Annotated in this window: 11 protein-coding genes and 1 pseudogene; 6 read left to right on the forward strand and 6 right to left on the reverse strand. The window is 68.8% G+C overall.

What is annotated here, in order from left to right; all coding sequences use genetic code 11:
- Positions 1-215 precede the first annotated feature (215 nt).
- On the forward strand, positions 216-1,415 hold the full coding sequence (locus QNO00_RS16760) for an ROK family transcriptional regulator (protein ID WP_229966102.1): 1,200 nt from the start codon (positions 216-218) through the stop codon (positions 1,413-1,415).
- A gap of 248 nt (positions 1,416-1,663) precedes the next feature.
- On the forward strand, positions 1,664-2,701 hold the full coding sequence (locus QNO00_RS16765; protein ID WP_284025344.1) for a TIM barrel protein: 1,038 nt from the start codon (positions 1,664-1,666) through the stop codon (positions 2,699-2,701).
- A gap of 85 nt (positions 2,702-2,786) precedes the next feature.
- Here QNO00_RS16765 and QNO00_RS16770 read toward each other — a convergent pair whose 3' ends face one another.
- Positions 2,787-3,374, reverse strand: a complete 588-nt coding sequence (locus QNO00_RS16770) for a DJ-1/PfpI family protein (protein WP_284025346.1) — start codon at positions 3,372-3,374, stop codon at positions 2,787-2,789.
- A gap of 185 nt (positions 3,375-3,559) precedes the next feature.
- Between QNO00_RS16770 and QNO00_RS16775 the strand changes: the two genes are divergently transcribed.
- The gene (locus QNO00_RS16775) at positions 3,560-4,129 is read left to right on the forward strand and encodes a hypothetical protein (protein WP_284025347.1); all 570 of its coding nucleotides are present in this window, start codon (positions 3,560-3,562) and stop codon (positions 4,127-4,129) included.
- 78 nt (positions 4,130-4,207) lie between these two features.
- Entirely contained in the window at positions 4,208-4,843 is a 636-nt protein-coding gene (locus QNO00_RS16780) for an FMN-binding negative transcriptional regulator (RefSeq protein ID WP_284025348.1), read from the forward strand.
- Positions 4,844-4,855: 12 nt separating this feature from the next.
- Here QNO00_RS16780 and QNO00_RS16785 read toward each other — a convergent pair.
- Positions 4,856-5,780, reverse strand: a pseudogene (locus QNO00_RS16785) (DMT family transporter).
- Between QNO00_RS16785 and QNO00_RS16790 the strand changes: the two are divergent.
- Complete coding sequence (locus QNO00_RS16790) at positions 5,779-7,212, forward strand: aminotransferase-like domain-containing protein (RefSeq protein ID WP_284025349.1); 1,434 nt, start codon at positions 5,779-5,781, stop codon at positions 7,210-7,212. The pseudogene QNO00_RS16785 and the gene QNO00_RS16790 sit on opposite strands and share 2 nt — an antisense overlap.
- A gap of 10 nt (positions 7,213-7,222) precedes the next feature.
- Entirely contained in the window at positions 7,223-7,468 is a 246-nt protein-coding gene (locus tag QNO00_RS16795) for a hypothetical protein (RefSeq protein ID WP_284025351.1), read from the forward strand.
- A 174-nt stretch (positions 7,469-7,642) separates the two neighbouring features.
- Here QNO00_RS16795 and QNO00_RS16800 read toward each other — a convergent pair whose 3' ends face one another.
- The 4 genes from QNO00_RS16800 to QNO00_RS16815 form a co-directional block, all read right to left on the reverse strand.
- Positions 7,643-8,041, reverse strand: coding sequence for an alcohol dehydrogenase catalytic domain-containing protein (locus QNO00_RS16800; RefSeq protein ID WP_284025352.1), 399 nt, complete (start codon positions 8,039-8,041; stop codon positions 7,643-7,645).
- A gap of 88 nt (positions 8,042-8,129) precedes the next feature.
- On the reverse strand, positions 8,130-8,717 hold the full coding sequence (locus QNO00_RS16805) for a hypothetical protein (RefSeq protein ID WP_284025353.1): 588 nt from the start codon (positions 8,715-8,717) through the stop codon (positions 8,130-8,132).
- Between the two features lie 269 nt (positions 8,718-8,986).
- On the reverse strand, positions 8,987-10,801 hold the full coding sequence (locus tag QNO00_RS16810) for a hypothetical protein (RefSeq protein ID WP_284025354.1): 1,815 nt from the start codon (positions 10,799-10,801) through the stop codon (positions 8,987-8,989).
- A gap of 9 nt (positions 10,802-10,810) precedes the next feature.
- Complete coding sequence (locus tag QNO00_RS16815; RefSeq protein ID WP_284025355.1) at positions 10,811-17,122, reverse strand: hypothetical protein; 6,312 nt, start codon at positions 17,120-17,122, stop codon at positions 10,811-10,813.
- Positions 17,123-17,126 lie beyond the last annotated feature (4 nt).

A 17,126-nucleotide genomic window follows, 5' to 3' on the forward strand; every position in this document is an offset into this window, starting at 1 on the left:
CCCGGCGTCGTAAGAACCAACCAGTGACGCCGGTGACGCCCGTCACAGGGAACCTAACATAGGTAACGTCAGGGACCAACGAACTTATGAGGTATTCCGATATATCTTTGCTTCGCGGTACCGTCATTCAGTCGATACTTTGTGCGGACGAGTGCGCGACGGCAGTGAAGTCAAGGGTTCCGTCGCCTTTATGCTGTAATGAGTCGGTGAGTGACATAAGTAACGTTAACGGTCTTGCATCGTCCGGAGCGAGCGAGCTCTTCCAAATCCTCCGCGACGGGAACCCACGCACCCGGTCAGAGCTCGCCGAGCAGCTGGGACTGGCGCGCTCAACAGTCACGCTTCGGATCGAAGCACTTATGGACCTGGGACTCGTAGGGTTCGTTCAGGATGCTGTATCCACCGGCGGGCGGCCTTCGTCCCGGATTGCGCTCAAGGCAGGCAGCCGGGTCGTGCTCGGAGTGGACATTGGCGCGTCGCACCTCCAGATGGCCGTCACCGACCTCACCGGGCATCTGCTGTCCCAGTCTGCGCGCGCACTGGAAATCACGCGGGGCCCGGAGGCAGTCCTGGAGGCGGTTGTCGAACTCGGCACGGAACTGCTCGACGGCACCGGACGTTCCCTGACCGACCTCCTGGCTGTTGGCATCGGACTGCCCGGGCCCGTGGAACACCGCACCGGCCGGCCCATCAATCCCCCCATCATGCCCGGATGGAACGGCTATGACGTCCCCGGGTACCTGCAGGCACGATTCCATGTACCTGTCCTGGTCGACAATGACGTCAACATCATGGCCCTGGGCGAGCGCAATATGGCCTGGCCCCAGGTGGACAACCTGCTTTTCGTCAAGGTTGCCACCGGAATCGGTTCAGGCATTGTCTCCAGCGGCATGCTGCAGCGCGGGGCTGACGGTGTCGCCGGAGACATCGGGCACATCCGCGTGCACGGCGGCAGCGGAGTCCCCTGCCACTGCGGAAATACGGACTGCCTGGAAGCCATAGCATCCGGCCCGGCCGTGGCGGCCAAGCTGCGCCGCCAGGGCTTTGAGGCCAGCGGCAGTGAAGACGTCGTGGAACTCGTTCGCGCCGGAAGCACGGAGGCGATCCACGCAGTGCGGCAGGCGGGGCGGGACGTCGGCGACGTACTTTCGGCATGCATCAGCCTCATCAACCCCTCGGTGATCGTCATTGGCGGATCCATGGCGCTGACGGGCGAACATTTCATCGCCGGCATCCGGGAAACGGTGTACTCGCGTACCGTCCCGCTAGCCACCCAGCACCTTCAGATCGTGCATTCCAGCTCCGGCCTCGACGCCGGTGTGCTGGGCGCGAGCATGCTGGCCATTCACCACGCCATGTCCCCCCAGCGCATCGACGCCATGGTCTCCGGACTCTCGGAAACAAGTACCAGCTGAGCTCCCCCGGCGTCCCGTCGGCGACTTTTGCTTGACAGACACCAAAAGTCCGACCTAGCCTCATGCGACGGACTCATTTCCAGTCACCGCCATTGTTCCACCAACGGTACGGCCCGGCGCCTGCTAGTGGTTCCAGACAACAAAACGGACATCTTGACCCTAATGCTGGTACCGAGTTGTTGCGGACAGCTTGTCGGCGACGGCGGCCTTTCTCGATCAGCTCGGTGAACTGCACCAGCGACCTTCCAGTGCGTGTTCTCGCCCTTGCCAACGGAGGCGGCGAAAATGCGTTCTACTGTCAGAAAGGCAACAGCATGTGCTTTGGATTTGACGCATCAGGTGCACTAAATCGTTCTCTCGAGAAGAAGGGGGTGGACCGGCGCAATTTCATCCGCGGAGCACTCGCCGCGGGCGTTGGCGTCGGCCTGGCCGGTTCCGGGGCGGCTCCTGCCATCGCCCGCGGGCCGGGGCACCAGGGCAAGCCCGGGCACGGGCACGGGCACAAGGACAATCGGCGGGTTTCCCCGGGGCTCATCAGCATTCAGCTCTACACGCTGCGGTCGATCATCACCGAGGAGAATGTCGACAGGACGTTCCAACAGCTTGCCCGGTACGGGTACAAGCGCGTCGAACTGGCCGGGTACTACGGTCGTACAGCCAAAGAAATGCGGAGAACCCTGAAGCGTGTCGGAATTCAGGCCTCTTCCAGCCACGAAGGGATCAGCGCGACACCCGCGGAACTGCGCACAAAGATCTCCAACGCACAGACGCTCGGTCAGACGTACATGGTTGTTCCGTACCTTGCGTCCGACAATGCGGATGACTGGTACCGGTGGGCAGACCAAATGAACGCCGAAGCGGCTGTCGTACGCAGGGCCGGGATCAAATACGGCTATCACAACCACGCGCACGAGTTCACCACTGACCTCGGGGGCGGGCTCACCCCCTGGGACATTTTCACAAGCCGCCTCGACCCGAGGCTGGTCCATCTGGAAGTCGACCTGTACTGGGCGGTCACCGGCGGTGTTGGAGTCGGAGCTGCCGACCCCGTCCGGTTCGCTATCGACACGATTAAACAGGCACCGCAGAAGGTTCTGCAGTACCACGTGAAGGACCGCGATGCTACCGGCGATTTCGCAGATCTGGGTGCCGGAACCATCGATTTCTCACGCATTTTCAAAGCGCATCAGCCGCAGGAGTACATCGTCGAAAACGACCAGCCGGACGTCACACCGCTGAGGACTGCGGAAGTCGGCTACCGGTATCTTCGGAAGATCTGCTTCTAACGGCACGCGGTACCGCCGCGCGAGGGGCTGTCCCGGGCCAGGGACAGCCCCTCGCCCTTTGGCCCTGACACCGGACCCCTCCGCCCTAAACCGGAGGCTCCGGGTCGTATTGAATGCCGCGCCGAACCTCGCGGGCACGCTGCTCGCCGGCCAGACGGCGGACCAGGTGCAGTGCCATGTCGATGCCGGCGCTGACACCGGCGCTGGTGACGACGTCGCCGTCGTCGACCCAGCGGGCCTCCGGGCGGACAGTGATGCTGGGATCCAGCCCGGCCAGGTCACCCAGCGCGTCCCAGTAGCTGGTGGCGGGGCGTCCGGTGAGCAGCCCGGCCGCGGCATACACGAGGCTGCCGGTGCACACGCTGGCCATCAGCGGCACTTCTTCGCGCAGTTTGCGCATCCACTCCAGATGTTCTTCATCCCGGGCCAGCGGCCGGGTGCCGTGGCCGCCCGGATGAAGAAAGACGTCGAAGTCCGGAGCGGCGGCGCGGGAGACGTGCGGCGTGAGCAGCATTCCCTTGGCCGCCATCACGGGTCCACCGTCAGCCGAGAGCAGCGCGACGTCGTATCCGTCCTCCGGAAAGTTCCGGGTCCAGTAGGCCAGCACTTCCCACGGTCCGACGGCGTCGAGTTCTTCCACCCCGTCAAAGATCAGAATTCCGATGTGTTTCATGGGCCCGATCCTGCCAGCGCCGTCAGCCGCAGCCCGGGACGACACACCGTCAGGGCAGAGCCGGACAGGAAGGAATGGACCCCACGAAGGCCAGGCAGTTAGACCGGAGATTTCCTGTCCTGATACGGTTCTTTGTTCGGCTTTCCCCCGCCGAGACCCCCAGACACCAAGATTGAGATCCGGACATGAGCAGCAATTCAGCACCGACCGCACGCACCCAGTCAGCCGTTCCGAACCCCGAGCGCACGCTCACCCTGTGGGAGGACGGGGTGCAGCTCAGCTTCACCTTCGCCGACTGCATGAAATATCACGGGCCGGGCTTCCCGGGCGGAGTGGCTCACGCCTTTGCAGCGCTGGGGCGGGCGCTGCCTGAGCTTGCAGCCCGCATCCCGGGCGGCCGGGTCGAGCGCCGCGGCATCCGGGTGCGCACTCCCTTCGCCGGCCCCGGCGCCCGGGATGCCTTCGAGCTCGTGACCCGCGCGGTCACCGGGGAGCGCTACGCCGTGCTTCCGGAGCTCGCCCGGGCCGAACGAGGCAACACCCTGGCCCGCTACGTGTTCGAGGTGAGCGCAGGCGACGCATGCGTCACGTGCATCATCCGCGACGACGGCATCGTTGCGGACGAGTTCATCAATCTCACCGCGAAGCCGGACAAGACCGCGGCAGAGCTCGCCCATCTGGAGGACCTCAAGGTCGAAATGCGCGACCGGATCCTCGAACGCGACCCCGCCATGGTCTACGACGTGGAGGGCTGAAGCAGCGGCTTTGGCCCTGCGGTCGGGTAGATTTTCCCGGGAGCGGTCCAACCGGCCGGAAACCATGGGAGCAGACCAATGAGGCACAACCCGACCTACGCGTTGGACGACATCGAGGCCATTAAGGAACTGATTCGCGATCACCCGTGGTGCACGCTGGTCAGCCATGTCCCGGGCAGCGGCATCATTGCCTCGCATTACCCGGTGCTGCTGGATGAAGAGGCCGAGGGCATCGTGCTGCTCAGCCACATGGGCCGTCCGGACGAAGTCCGGCACGGCCTGGGCACGGGTGAAATGCTGGCGATCATCTCCGGCCCGCACGGCTACATTTCTCCCGGCTGGTACGGGTCCCGCCCCAACGTGCCCACCTGGAATTTCTCCACCGCCCATCTCTGGGGAACCCCGGAAATCCTTTCCGATGAGGACAACCTCGCGGTCCTGGACCGCTTGGTGACCCACTTCGAGTCCCCGTTGCCGGAACCGCATCTGCTGCACGCCACGCTGGAGAACAGTGAATACGCCCACCGGATTGTGCGCGGCACGGTGGGAATCCGGCTGCCGATTACGCGCATCGAGGGCAAGGAAAAGATGAACCAGAACAAGGAGCCGGAGACTATTCGGCGAATTATTGACCACCTCGAGCAGCCCGGCCCCTACCGGAACCCGGCGTTGGCGGACCGGATGAAGCAGGCAAACGCAACGGTCCTGGACTGAACCTGCCGGTTCTTATCGGCGCAGCCGGACCCGGACCGAAACTCCGGCACAGGCAATCACCGCCGCTCCGCCCAGCATCGTCGGCCAGGTGAGCGGTTCGTTCAGGATCAGCGCCGCCCAGCAGATGGTCAGCACCGGCTGGACCAGCTGGACCTGGCTGACCTGGGCGATCGGCCCGATCGCCAGCCCGCGGTACCAGGCGAAGAAGCCCAGAAACATGCTGACGACGCCGAGATAGGCCAGCGCCGCCCACTCCGCCGCGGTGCCGGCCGGGTTGCTGCCGGATCACGGAGACGCCGGTCAGCACCAACATCACCGGCGAGGCCAGGACGAGCGCCCAGGACACTGTCTGCCAGGCGCCAAGCTCGCGGGAAAGAAGCCCGCCCTCGGCATAGCCGACGGCACCGGCGGCCACGGCGCCGATCAGGAGCAGATCGGACCGGTGCAGCCCGCCGAAGCCTCCCCCGGCCACCGCGGCAAACACCAAAACGGCCGCGGCCCCGGCGCCCGCCATCAACCAGAACGAAACCGGAGGCCGCTCGCGGCCCCGCAGGACGGCGGCGACGGCGGTCGCGGCGGGCAGCAGGCCAATGACGACGGCCCCGTGGCTGGCTGGCGCCGTCGTCAGGGCGTAGGACGTCAGGACCGGAAAGCCGACCACCACCCCGCCGGCAATGACCGCCAGCCGGGCCCACTGGCGGCCGCCGGGCAGCCGCTGCCGGGTGAGCGCCAAGGCTGCGGCGGCCAGCAGGGCAGCGATGACCGCCCGGGAGGAGCCGATGAAAAGCGGTGAGAGGCCGCCGCCGGCAACGGCGATCCGGGTCAGGGGAAGGGTGAAGGAGAAGGCGGCCACTCCGAGCAGCCCCCAGCCAAGACCGGCCCGTGAAGCCGATAGCGGTGGTGCTGCCAGGAGAGTAGCGCTACTATGCTGTGACATGTCTCACGATAGCAGTAGCGAACGGATCACAACAGAACTCCGCGCCTGGATTACGACGGCGGCACCCGGGGCGATGCTTCCCTCCACCCGGGCGCTGGTGGCGCAGTACGGTGCCAGCCCGGTCACGGTGCAGAAGGCCCTGCGCACCCTGGCCGGGCAGGGACTCGTGGAGAGCCGCCCCGGCGTCGGAACCTTCGTCCGGACCGTCCGGCTGGCGCGCCCCAACGATTACGGCTGGCAGACGGCCGCACTGGGCGCACCGGCCCATCCCGTGCCGCAGCTCTCGACCGCCCTGCGGAACACGCCGGCCGACGTGATTGCTCTGCACTCGGGCTATCCGGACCGCGAACTGCTGCCCGAGCGGCTGGTCCGCGCCGCTCTCTCGCGGGCCGTCCGCAGCAGCGCCGCCGTGAGCCGGTCCCCCGCCGCCGGACTGCCGGAGCTGCAGGCCTGGTTCGCCGCCGAACTCGGCGCCGGCGCACCGGCCGGAATCGCTCCCCCGGTGCCAACCGACGTCGTCGTCCTCCCCGGCAGCCAGAGCGGACTCGGCACCGCGTTCCGCGCCCTGGCCGGCGCCGGGCGGCCGCTGCTCATGGAGTCACCGACCTATTGGGGAGCGATCCTGGCGGCCGCGCAGGCCGGGGTGGAAGTCATTCCCATTCCCTCCGGCCCGCAGGGTCCCGACCCGGAGGATCTGGTCCGCGCCTTCGAACAGACGGGGGCGCGCGCCTTCTACGCGCAGCCGACCTTCGCCAATCCCACCGGTGCCCAGTGGTCGCCGGCGCTGGCGGATCAGGTGCTCGACGTCGTCCGCCGCCACGGAGCCTTCCTGATCGAGGACGACTGGGCGCATGACTTCGGCATCACCTCCGAAGCCGCTCCACTGGCCGCCCGCGATGACAGCGGACACGTGGTCTATCTGCGCTCACTGACCAAGAGCGTGTCCCCGGCCGTGCGGATTGCCGGCATCATCGCCCGCGGCCCGGCGCGCGAACGGATCCTCGCCGATGTCCAGGCCGAGACCATGTACGTCAGCGGGGTATTGCAGGCGGCGGCGCTCGACGTCGTCACCCATCCCGGGTGGGCCACCCACCTGCGCTCGCTGCGCCAGCAGCTGGGGGTGCGCCGCGACCTCCTCGCCGCAGCGGTGCGGGACCACCTTCCCGAAGCCCATCTGCCCGCGCTGCCGCGCGGCGGGCTGAACCTGTGGGTGCGGCTGCCCGACGCCACCGACGTCGTGCGGCTTGTCCGGGACTGCGAACAGGCGGGCGTCATGGTGGCCGCGGGAAACGAGTGGTTCCCGGCCGAACCGACCGGCCCCTACCTGCGGCTGAACTACGCGGGCGTGAACCCCGGGGCGTTTCCCGAGGGCGCCCGGATCATCGGCCGGGCGCTGGCCGGGCAGCGCCGGCACCCTGAGCCTTCCATCTAAACTTGCAGGCATGGCATTATCGACGGCGGATTCCCGCTCCCAGCAGCGCACCTCTCCCCGCACAAAGCTCCTCTGGCTGATTCTCGGGCTGCCGGTGGCGCTGGTACTGGTGGTTCTCGGGGCGCAGATCCACGGACTGGACTTCACCGTCTACCGCGAGGGTGCGCGGGCCTTCCTCGCGAACGGGCAGACCAGGGCGAGGGGCAGACCACTCCCCACCTCAATAATCACGGCGCGGGAAAGCACCGGTGGTTGAACTTCGTGATTCAGCCCCAAGCGGGTCCCGCTGGATCACAACACATAAGATCAGCTAGTGGCTCACGTTCAGTCGCAAGCTGAGTAAGCAGCTACGCTGCCATGACCTACGCCATGGTTGTAGCCTCTGGCCTGGCTGCACTACTCGCTGGCGTCGCCCTTCTTCAGCGCCGGGCTATGAGTGTGCCGCGGTCGCGATCACCGGCGACCCGGACCGGTCGAGCCGGCGGTGCAACTCCAGGGTGAACAGCAGGTCCGCCAGTTTGGATTGCTCGTACCCGCCCGATCCCCTGCCGTACCGTCGCGTGTGCCAGTTGAGCTCGTCGAAATCGGACGTGGCGGAGCGGTGGGCACAGCACAGACTCCGCCATGGCAGGTCGAACCCTTTAAGCCCGAACATGTCGTGCACGGCGCACATCCAGTCGGCGCCCGCCAGGCAGTAGCGGCACGTCCAGCACTGCACGATCTGCTCACCCGCGATGCGGTCGCCCATCGAGACGACGCGCTTCGCAGCCGCCCGACCCGCCGCGCGGCATCCGTCATCGTTCCCATGCTGGGTCACCTGCTGGGTCACCGGAACCCGCACGCAGGTGACGTGATCAGAGTGATCTTTCGGCGAGCCAGCGAGGGAACGACGCACGAGGAGCAGGCGGGGTCGGCCCTCAGCGGCCGTCGCGGAGCACAGCAGGCATCTCCTCGGCGGGCAGCGGCTGACGAGTGTCGCCGGCGGCGCGCAGCGCGTAGCCCTCGTCGAAGTACTCGAGCAGCACTCGGATCGACGCTTCGGGCCGACCGGCGTGAAAATGACTGATCGCGCGGTCGGTTTGGCTGTTGCCTAGCCGGCGGCGGATCTTCTGCGTCGCGGCAATCAGCTCGTCGGGGTCCGCCGTGCCGTACGTGGCGCAGAGCCGCGCGACCCTCACTTCGAGCGGGCAAGACAGGTCGACTGTCTGGGCCGTCACGATCCCGCTCACGATCTCGTCGGGAAGCCACAGCCGGCCGATGTGCGGTCCCTCGTCTTCGAGCCACACCGGCCGCTCGGGGTCGCACGCCGCGAGGACCGAAGAGACCAAGGCGTCGAACTCCAGCTTGGTCGGCTCGGTCGACGTGAGTCCGACGCGTCCGAAGCTGGAGCCGCGGTGACCCGCCAGCCCCTCGAGATCGATGACCTGTTCACCCGCAAGGGCCAGTCGCTCGAGCATGGCGGTCTTGCCGACGCCCGGCAGACCCCTCAGAACGATGAAGCGCATGGGTTAAGTGCCCCCTGAACGGTGAGCAAGATCGGAACTCTGTGTCCACAGAGAAGAACGCGCGAGCTTCCGCCCAGGAGGACTCCCATCAGCTCGGAAATTCTTCCGTATCCCTCGTCTCAAATTCGAGTGTGCACTGCACTGCCTTTGGTGCCTCTATCTTCTGGCGGGCCAGAGGCGCTGTCAAGGTCCCTCCCGCTGTCAAGGTCCCTCCCTGCGATCAGAGCGCACGACGAAGACATGCGGATGCCGGCATCCATCCCCTGTTATCAGGTGATGCGGTCGAACGCGAGCCCCGACCGCGCCTCGCCGCGGCCCGTCGTGACCCTCCGCGCGTGCCAGACGACCGGCGTCCCGTCGCACCGGCGGGCGCGCCGCAGGAGTCCCTGCACCTGGACCCCCGCCCGGGGCACTTCCTCCTCGTGCACGTAGTACGGTGAGACGCGGTTGTCGTGCTCGTCAATGCCGCCGCGAAGGATCGAGGTCACGGGCCTGATGAGCGTGTCTTCGTGGCCGATCGTGCGGCGCATGGTGCCGCGCTGCAGCTGAATCGCGCGCAGCTGGCCTTCGATGTGCACCGGGATGAACGGGATCCAGTTCTCGGCGACCTCGGTCTGCAGCGTGTAGCGCAGGGGCACAGCCTGTGTGCCGTCGTGCGGCACGACCGGACCGGATGCGGCATCGGCGGTCGGGTCGAGCTGCTGCCGTATGCGACGCGATGCTTCGGCAGCATCCCGCGACATGTCCAGCCCGTCGGGGATGCGCTGCTCGATCGCCCACACCATGTCGGCGGTCTCGTCGCGCACGAACACGACCTGCTCCAGAGGTTCGCCGTCGGTGATTTGCGGCAGTGTGCGAGGCACGAACAGGTGCTGCGGCATCGGTGCCTGCGCGGCGCCCGAGGGCCTGGGCGAGAGGCTGAAAGCGTCCCATCCGGTCCAGTCGGACCCCGCGGGCTCGACCATCGGCTTGACGAGGGTGCGCCAGCCGAACGTGTCGGTGACGATCACACCCTGAAGCTCGGCGACGCTTCCGACCGGCTGCCGACAGATGATAGTGAACCAGTCGTTGCTATAGAGCAGGGCGAACTCGCTGACGACGATCCGCGCCGCATCGGTGGCGTTGGCGCTGAGCTTTCCAAGATCGACCGCCGCGTCCTCGAACTGCCACCATCGGGGCTTCGGCATGCCCGGATACTCCGCAGGTGTCGGGATCACGGTGCGGACGTCGACGGTCATGGCGCTCGCCTCATCGCCCGCCGCTGGCCGTGTGGCGCCCTGGTCGAACGAGTACCAATCGAGGTGTCCGCCCTGGTGCTCGGCCGCGTCCACCGTCGTCGTCGTGGTTCCGCGCGAGACCATGCCGCTGACGGCATACTCCAGCTGGTCGCCCTCCCACCGGCTGGGCCCCGTGCCCGCGCCAGGCTGCTGATAGGTGTTCTCGAACCACATGCGGAACTCGAGCAGCACATCGCGCACGACAGTCAGCAGGCTCGGCGGCAGGGCGCCGGCGAACTCGGCGGGGAACATCGCGACGGTCAGATCCGGACGCGTGAACTCGTAGACGCGCACCCCGTCGACGCTGCGTCCGCGCAGAGCGTGGCGCGCCCGGACCGCGCGCGGCGCCGTGCGGTCACGCGCGGCAGCGACCGGGTCGGTCGGCTCGACGTCTTGAGGCCCGAAGAACCGGAAGAAGATCTCGCGCATCTCCTGCCGGCCATAGCCGGCCGGAGCGGCACCGGATGCCGCCACCGCCGCGTCGAGCCGGCTGAGGAGCGTCCGCCCCAGCCGGGCTCGCACGATCAAGGGGAACGTGATGGGCAGTCGCTCGATGATCGTGTCGACGCCATCGTCGGGGCCCGCACCGGGGATCGCCATGGGGTTCACCTGACGGGCAATCGTCGCGAAGATGGCCGAGCCGGCGTCGGCGCCGGCGAACTCGCCGAACTGCCACTGCCGCCCCAGCATGAACATCGGGTCGGCGATCTTCGCCGCGAGGGTTCCCGCGAAGTCGACCTGCCGGGCTCGAGGCTCGAGCCGGGACCAGATGCGAAGCGGTTCGCATGTCGCTGAGATGAAGGCCATCGCGGGTTCCTAGGGGTTGTTCTGGTGGAAGTCGAGGATGACGCGGTCGCCCACGTCGGCCGTGCCGGCGGCATGCGGAACGACCTCGCCAACGAGCAACGGCAGCAGCTGGCCGTAACGGCTCGCGCCGATGTGCTCCGACTCGACCATGCGGTTGCGAGCGAGTTCGAGGGTGTCGTGCAGAGTTGCGGCGAAGTCGGTGAGCGTCCACGCCTGGTCGCGCACCGGCGGCACGGCCAGCAGGATCGCCTGCGGTGCCGTCGCATCGGGCTGGTCGTAGTGCAGCGCCACGCCCGTGATCTCGTCGCGGTACGGCACAGTCTCGCTCCACTCATCGACGAGCAGCGCGGTCCCGGTAGCGCCGACGGCGGGCAGGTCGCCCGCACCGTAGATCACGACGCTCACCTTTCCGGTGAGCTCGGTGGGGTCCGCGAGTGCACCGCCGAGCCACGGGTCTCCGTCGACGTGTGGCAGCTGGGCGACGGCGCCGTCGAGCGAACCGGCGCCGAGCGCCTCGGTCAGCACCTGCACGTCGGCGAGGTCGGCGGCGCCGCGGCGCACCGCCGCAGCACCCTCGAGCCAGCCGTCGAGGTCGTCGGCCCTTACGAGGTCCGCGTCGAGCGCAGTCTGCAGACCGGCACGCACGGGATCGAGCCCGACCTTCGGCACCACAGTGAGCCTGTCGCCGAGCAGGTCCTTCGCCGCCTGCAGCCACACGTTGGCGGGCTTCGGATCGGGAGTGGCGGCGATGGTGACGGATGCCGTGCGGCAGCGCGCGGCCAGGTCGAGGAAGGCAACCTCGGCCGACTGCAGCAGCTCGGTGCTGACCTGCGTGCGCGAGAGGTAGCGCCGCGGCAGGCCGACGCGGATGCCGTAGGCCTGCGCCGCGGCGGCGGCCGTGCGCCAGGCATCGCGGCCGCTCCAGAAGGCGTCGAGCCGGGCCAGCCGCTCGGCGAGCTCGGTGGGCGTGCCCGTCGTGAGCTCGAACGTCGGCAGCCACGCGCTCGGATGCTCCGCAGCGGGATCGCCGGGCACGCGTACGCGCACCGCGCCGAGCCAGACGGCGGGATCGCCGTCGAGCACGGCCGGATCGGGCGCGCCGGCCTCGGCGAGCAGCTGAGCGAGCCGCAGGGCATCAGCCGTCGCACCATCGAGCAACCGCTGCACACGCACCCTCAGGTCGTCGACGTCGATGCCGTCACCGGCGATCGCCGTGAACTCGGGTGCCGCGTAGTCCGACGCATTCGCGGCCTTCGCCGTGCCCAGCAGGTCTGCCGCGGCTTCCAGCAGCGGTGCGACATCCGTGATGCTCCGGATGCCGGGCCCCCACGCGGACGCCCGGAGCGACTCGATGCGCCACCCGTCGGTCTCGGTGGTCTGCGGCCCGTCGGCCAGCACCACACCGGGCTGGTCCGGTGGCAGGTCGGCCGGCCGCCGGGTGTCGAGCACCCGCGCGGTGAGTGCCCCCACGGCGGAGTCGAACCCGTCGGCGAGCATCGCGACGAGGTCGAGGGGCTGGAGGCCGAAGGCTGCGAGCGACACTTCGGGCAGCGCCGAGCCGGGAGCCATTCCGTCGGCGTTCAGCCTCACCCGGATGAGGGCGGGGTCGCCGAGCAGGCCGCCGAGCCAGTGATTGACGGACGGCTCGAGGGACGCGCGCGGAGTCATCGGCACGGCATCCCAGCCGACGGGCCCGGTGACGGGCTCGGCAGGAAAGGTCGGCAGCTGCAGGATGAGCTTGTGGCTGACTGGCAGGCCGGTGCGGGGAGTATCGGTCACCTCGGGGTGCGGGATGGCCGTGCCCTCCGACAGCGCGGCGAGCACGGCGGCCGCGCGGGCGTGGTTGCCACGCACCAGCTGGTGCACAGTCTCACTGGTGGTGAGATCCCCGAGGGCATCGAGGGCATCGGCGATCGAGTCGATCCCACGGAACACGCCGATCAGCTTGTCGGTGTCGGTGCGCGGCGGCAGCGCGCCGGGCTTGGTTCCCCACGGATACGCGCCCGGGTGCAGTGAGAGCGTCTGGAACAACGTGCCCTCCGCTGCCGGATCGTTCGTCTCGATCCAGTCGAGGATCGTGCGCACGAGCGCCAGGCCGTCGACGACGAACCGGGTCGGCTCGGTCACAGCGGCCGCAGCCGGATCGACCGCGGCGATCGTCGGGTAGGCCCGCCGCAGCGGGAAGATCGTCGAGTCGAGCTCCACCACGTGGGGTGTGTCGGGTCGCGCGTAGTACTCGTGCAGGTAGCGCTCGAGCCGGTAGCCGAGCAGTGCGCCGAGGTCGTTGCCGGCGCGCACCCCGTCGATGAGCGAGAGCGCGACCCGCACGCGGTCCGACGAGAGGTTGACCGACATCTCGTTGCCGAACGATCCCTCCGCCGTCTGCGAACGGTAGGCCGCACGCAGGATCGCCGCGGTGACGGCGTGGGTGGGCGACGGTGTCTGGATGAATCCCTCGCCCGAGGGGTCCGGCATGAGCGGCTTACCGGACAGGCCTGCGAGCGCTGCCGGGACGCCGGTCGCAGCCGGTGCGGTCGGTGAGGGCGTGAGGTTCTCGACCCATCCGTAGGCGCCCACCTGGGCGCCGCGCGGCTTGGCGGTGCGCAGCGCCCGCAGGCGCCGATGCGCGAGACCGCCGATCCAGGCATCAAGCCGGTAGCTGCACAGATCGAGGTGCTCGCGCGTGAGCGCGGTCATGCGGTCGGCCGGCAACCCGGCGAACGCCGTGATCGCCGTGCGATGCTCCGTCGTGACGGCCGGTCGCGGCGATGCGACGACATCGGCCATGAAGCGGTTGTCGAGGTCGACCGGCACGGGAACGGCGGCATCGGCCAGCTCTGCGAGCCTGTTGACCCTCGTGAACAGCAGCCCCCACGCAGACGTGCGCGAGATGGTCCCGCCCGACCAGGTCTGGTACAGGCTCGACGTGCCGAGGTTCGCGAGCGCCTCCTCCGACAGCATCCCCCGAGAGACGAGGATGTCGGCCGCTGCACGCCGCGCCTCGGCGAGAAGTGCGTGCCGTACCAGCAGCTCGGCCAGGCCCACGTTGTGGAGGTCTTCCTCGGTGCGAGCGCGGAGGTCGGACAGCGTCTGGGTGAGCAGGTTCAGGATCGAGGTGCCGGTACCCGGCGTCGCGGCGACCGGTGCAGCCGAGACGGCGCCGTGCAGCGGCCACAGCCCGTTGAGCAGCCGCAGTCCGTACGCGCGCGACGTCGTGAGCTGCTCGAGCACAGGATCCCAATCGTCCGATAGCAGCCGGGTCACAGGGTCTCTGGGCCGCGAGGCCGGAGGCAGCTGCAGCGCGATGCGCAGTACGCTCTCGAGGTGCTCCATGAGGGCGAAGGGTCCGAATTCGGCCGTCGTGCTCGCGGCGGATCCGTCGGCGGGTGGGATGCCGAAGCCCAGCCCGAGATCGGGCTGCCCGCGCACGCCGCCGCGATCCGCCACGTTCACCGAGAAGCGGTAGCTCGACTCCACTGACGACGACTCGAGGCCCAACATCCCGAGGAAGTGCTGCTGCGCATCGAAGCCGGGCTGACCGACCTCCCGGCTGTGGGCGTGCTTCACGCCGGGGCGACCCTCGGCGCCGATGCGCAGGTCGGACCAGTCATCGTGCAGCTGGCGGAAGAGGGCCAGCAGCGTGTCGTCGAACCGCTGCTGCTTCGCCGCTGCGCCGGAGGCGCCGGCATCCCTCACATCCGTGCGGAAGCGGCTCAGTGCAACCGCCGGCAGCAGCGCATAGGGCTGATCGTCGACCCTGATGGCCGGAAGCAGGCCGCGCGCCGAGACGTCGCCCAGCGCGTACGCGCGCAGGCGGTCGCGGGCGTCGCGGCTGATCAGTCCCGACGTCAGCTCCTCCAGCGCATGACCGATCGTGCCGGGGTAGAGTGCGCGGTTCGTCAGCAGTGAGTCCTGCGCGTCCGTTCCGTCGGCGCCCGCCACATGCGCGACGACGTCGACATCGACACCTAGCGCCGTCGCGAGCCGGCGGCCGTCGGAGTCGGGCGTGCTGGTCGCGAGCGACGCCCCGCGCTCGATCGGGTACGCCCGGTCGGGGTCGTCGGTGGTCGAGAGCCCGGCCAGGTCGTCTTCCGTGTTGTTGGTCGGCGTGCCGATTGGCAGCAGCGACAAGCCCTGGGCCGTGTAGTGGTGCGCGTCGAGCATGGCCGTCAGCCGGGACTCGCCGTCTGCGGCGTCGCCGCCCGACAGGCCGAGGACGAGCAGCTCGTCGAAGCCGCGCGCCGCCTCCTGCGCCGAGATCGTGAGACGCAGGGCCATCCCCTTGGCCTCCGCCTCGTCGAAGTCGGTCATCCAGTGGATGGAGTCGGGCACCACGAGGTTTCCGTCGTCGTCGAGACTGAACGTGTCGCCGCCGGGGTCGAATCCGAGCTTCAGATCGACCGGGATCGGCTTGCCCGCAGCGACCTTGCCCGCCTTGCCGTCTGTGACGGTGAAGACCGCGAAACGGTCGGGCAGCACCGTCGACGATGCCGCGCGCGTCCAAGTGCCCGTGCGGGTGCCGACGTCCGGACTCGTCGGCGTGGGAACGGGCTCGATCGGGATGCGGGGCACGCGTTCGGCGAGTCTGCCGAGCTGGCGCAGCCAATCTGGCGGCATGTTCGAGAACACCGCGGGCAGTCCCTCGACAACCGCCATCTGGGTCTGCAGCCGGGCAGTGATCGTGCCGATCGGGGCTTCGGGCAGTGCCGCCGCGGCGCCCTCGATCGACGACTCCAGCGATTGCAGCGCCTTCGCGACCGCGGCGAGCTGGCGTGCGGTCAGCGTCTTGGCCGGTCGTGGCACGACCGGCCGCAGCGGTCCGGGCGGCCGCTCGATGCGGATCGGACCCTCGCGCGTCGGCGTGGTGTCGCTGTCGAGCTCCGCCAGCCGCGTTTCGAGCACCGTGAGCGCACCGTCGATCGCGGTCGCCGCGAGGGCTCCGGCCGTCGGCGCGGTGTCGGCGGGATCAACCGGAGCCGTGACGCGGGCGATCCATGCGGCGCGATGCGTGCTACGACCGATGCAGAGCCCTCGCCAGGCTCCTTTGCGCAGCTCTTCGGTCGACGCGGCGGCCGTCTCCGCCCAGAACGCGGTCCCGTCGCTGCGCTCGGTCTCGGTCAGCTCCTCTTCGTGAGTGTCGACTGCGAGCGACTCGGGGTAGACGCGGATCAGCAGCTGGTGCACGGTCGTGGTCGCACCGGCCACCGTGAACACGGTCCCCGCCGGACGCTTCGGCACCTTCTTGTCGAGGTCGGCCCGATCGCTCGGCGTCGCCTCGATCTCGACGCGAAGCTCGGCCGCGCCCTTGCGGCCGGCCGCGGCGTCGAGCTTCGCCAGCAGGTCGACCTTGACCGCACCGGGCAGCACCGTGATCCCTGCCGCAGCGGCGTGGAGGTCGGTGTCGAGCGCCGCCATCGGATCGGCCAGCCGACCGGCGATGAGCTCGGCCGCTTCGGCTGATGCGACCAGCTGCGATCGCTCGACACGCACGACGCGCTCTGCCCCGAGGGCGGCAGCGGCGGTGCCGTCGTCGATCACGATCCGCCTGACGGGCGTGGATGTCGCGCGCGCCGCGCCGGGCAGCTGTGGCGATGCACCCGCTCGCACCGCAGGGGCTGCAGCATCCCGTCGAGTCAGCACCTCGGGCCGCAGCGGCCTGCCCGCGGGAGTGCGGCCGAGCTCGCGCGCGGCCTGCGCGCCGGTGCGCAGGCCGAGTTGGCCAATGAACGTGATGGCTGGGGTGACCCGGCCGTCGATCGCCTTGAGGACGGCCGCGGTGGCGGAATCCAGCGCGTCGAGCTGCGCCGTGTACTGCTCGCGCTGGAAGTCTGACCGCAGCGACGCGATTGTTGTGCGCGCTGCAGTGAAGCCTTCGCGCACCGCCGGCACGATCTTCGCGAGCTGCTTCTGCTGTTCGGCCGTGCCGGTGAGGATCGGCTGCTCCAGCTGCTCCTGCATCGCTTCGAGCTGCGCACCGACGGCGGCCAGGTCGGTGTCGGTCGCCTTGTAGAGCGGCTCCTCGACCGTCGCCTTGATGATCGCCTTCTCTCGTACATTGCCCACGAGCGCCGTGGCGTACTGGCGCCCGCGCAGGCGCTCGAGGACCGCATGGAGCTTGCTCAGGCTGTCGATCAGATCGCCCAAGTGATCGGCCACGTCCGGCACCTCGGCCGTCGTGAAGCGCGTCTCGACCCGCACCGGCATGAGCACCGCGGGCACGCCCGTGTCGAAGCCCGCCGCGAGCGCGCCGAGCGCGTTCACCGCGGCCGCGGTGGTGGAGTCGGTGGTCAACGTCGACCAATCGATAGCGCTCGTGCTCATGGCA

Origin of the sequence: Arthrobacter sp. zg-Y1219 (assembly GCF_030125545.1) — a bacterium.
In the GTDB taxonomy this organism is placed as follows: domain Bacteria; phylum Actinomycetota; class Actinomycetes; order Actinomycetales; family Micrococcaceae; genus Arthrobacter_B.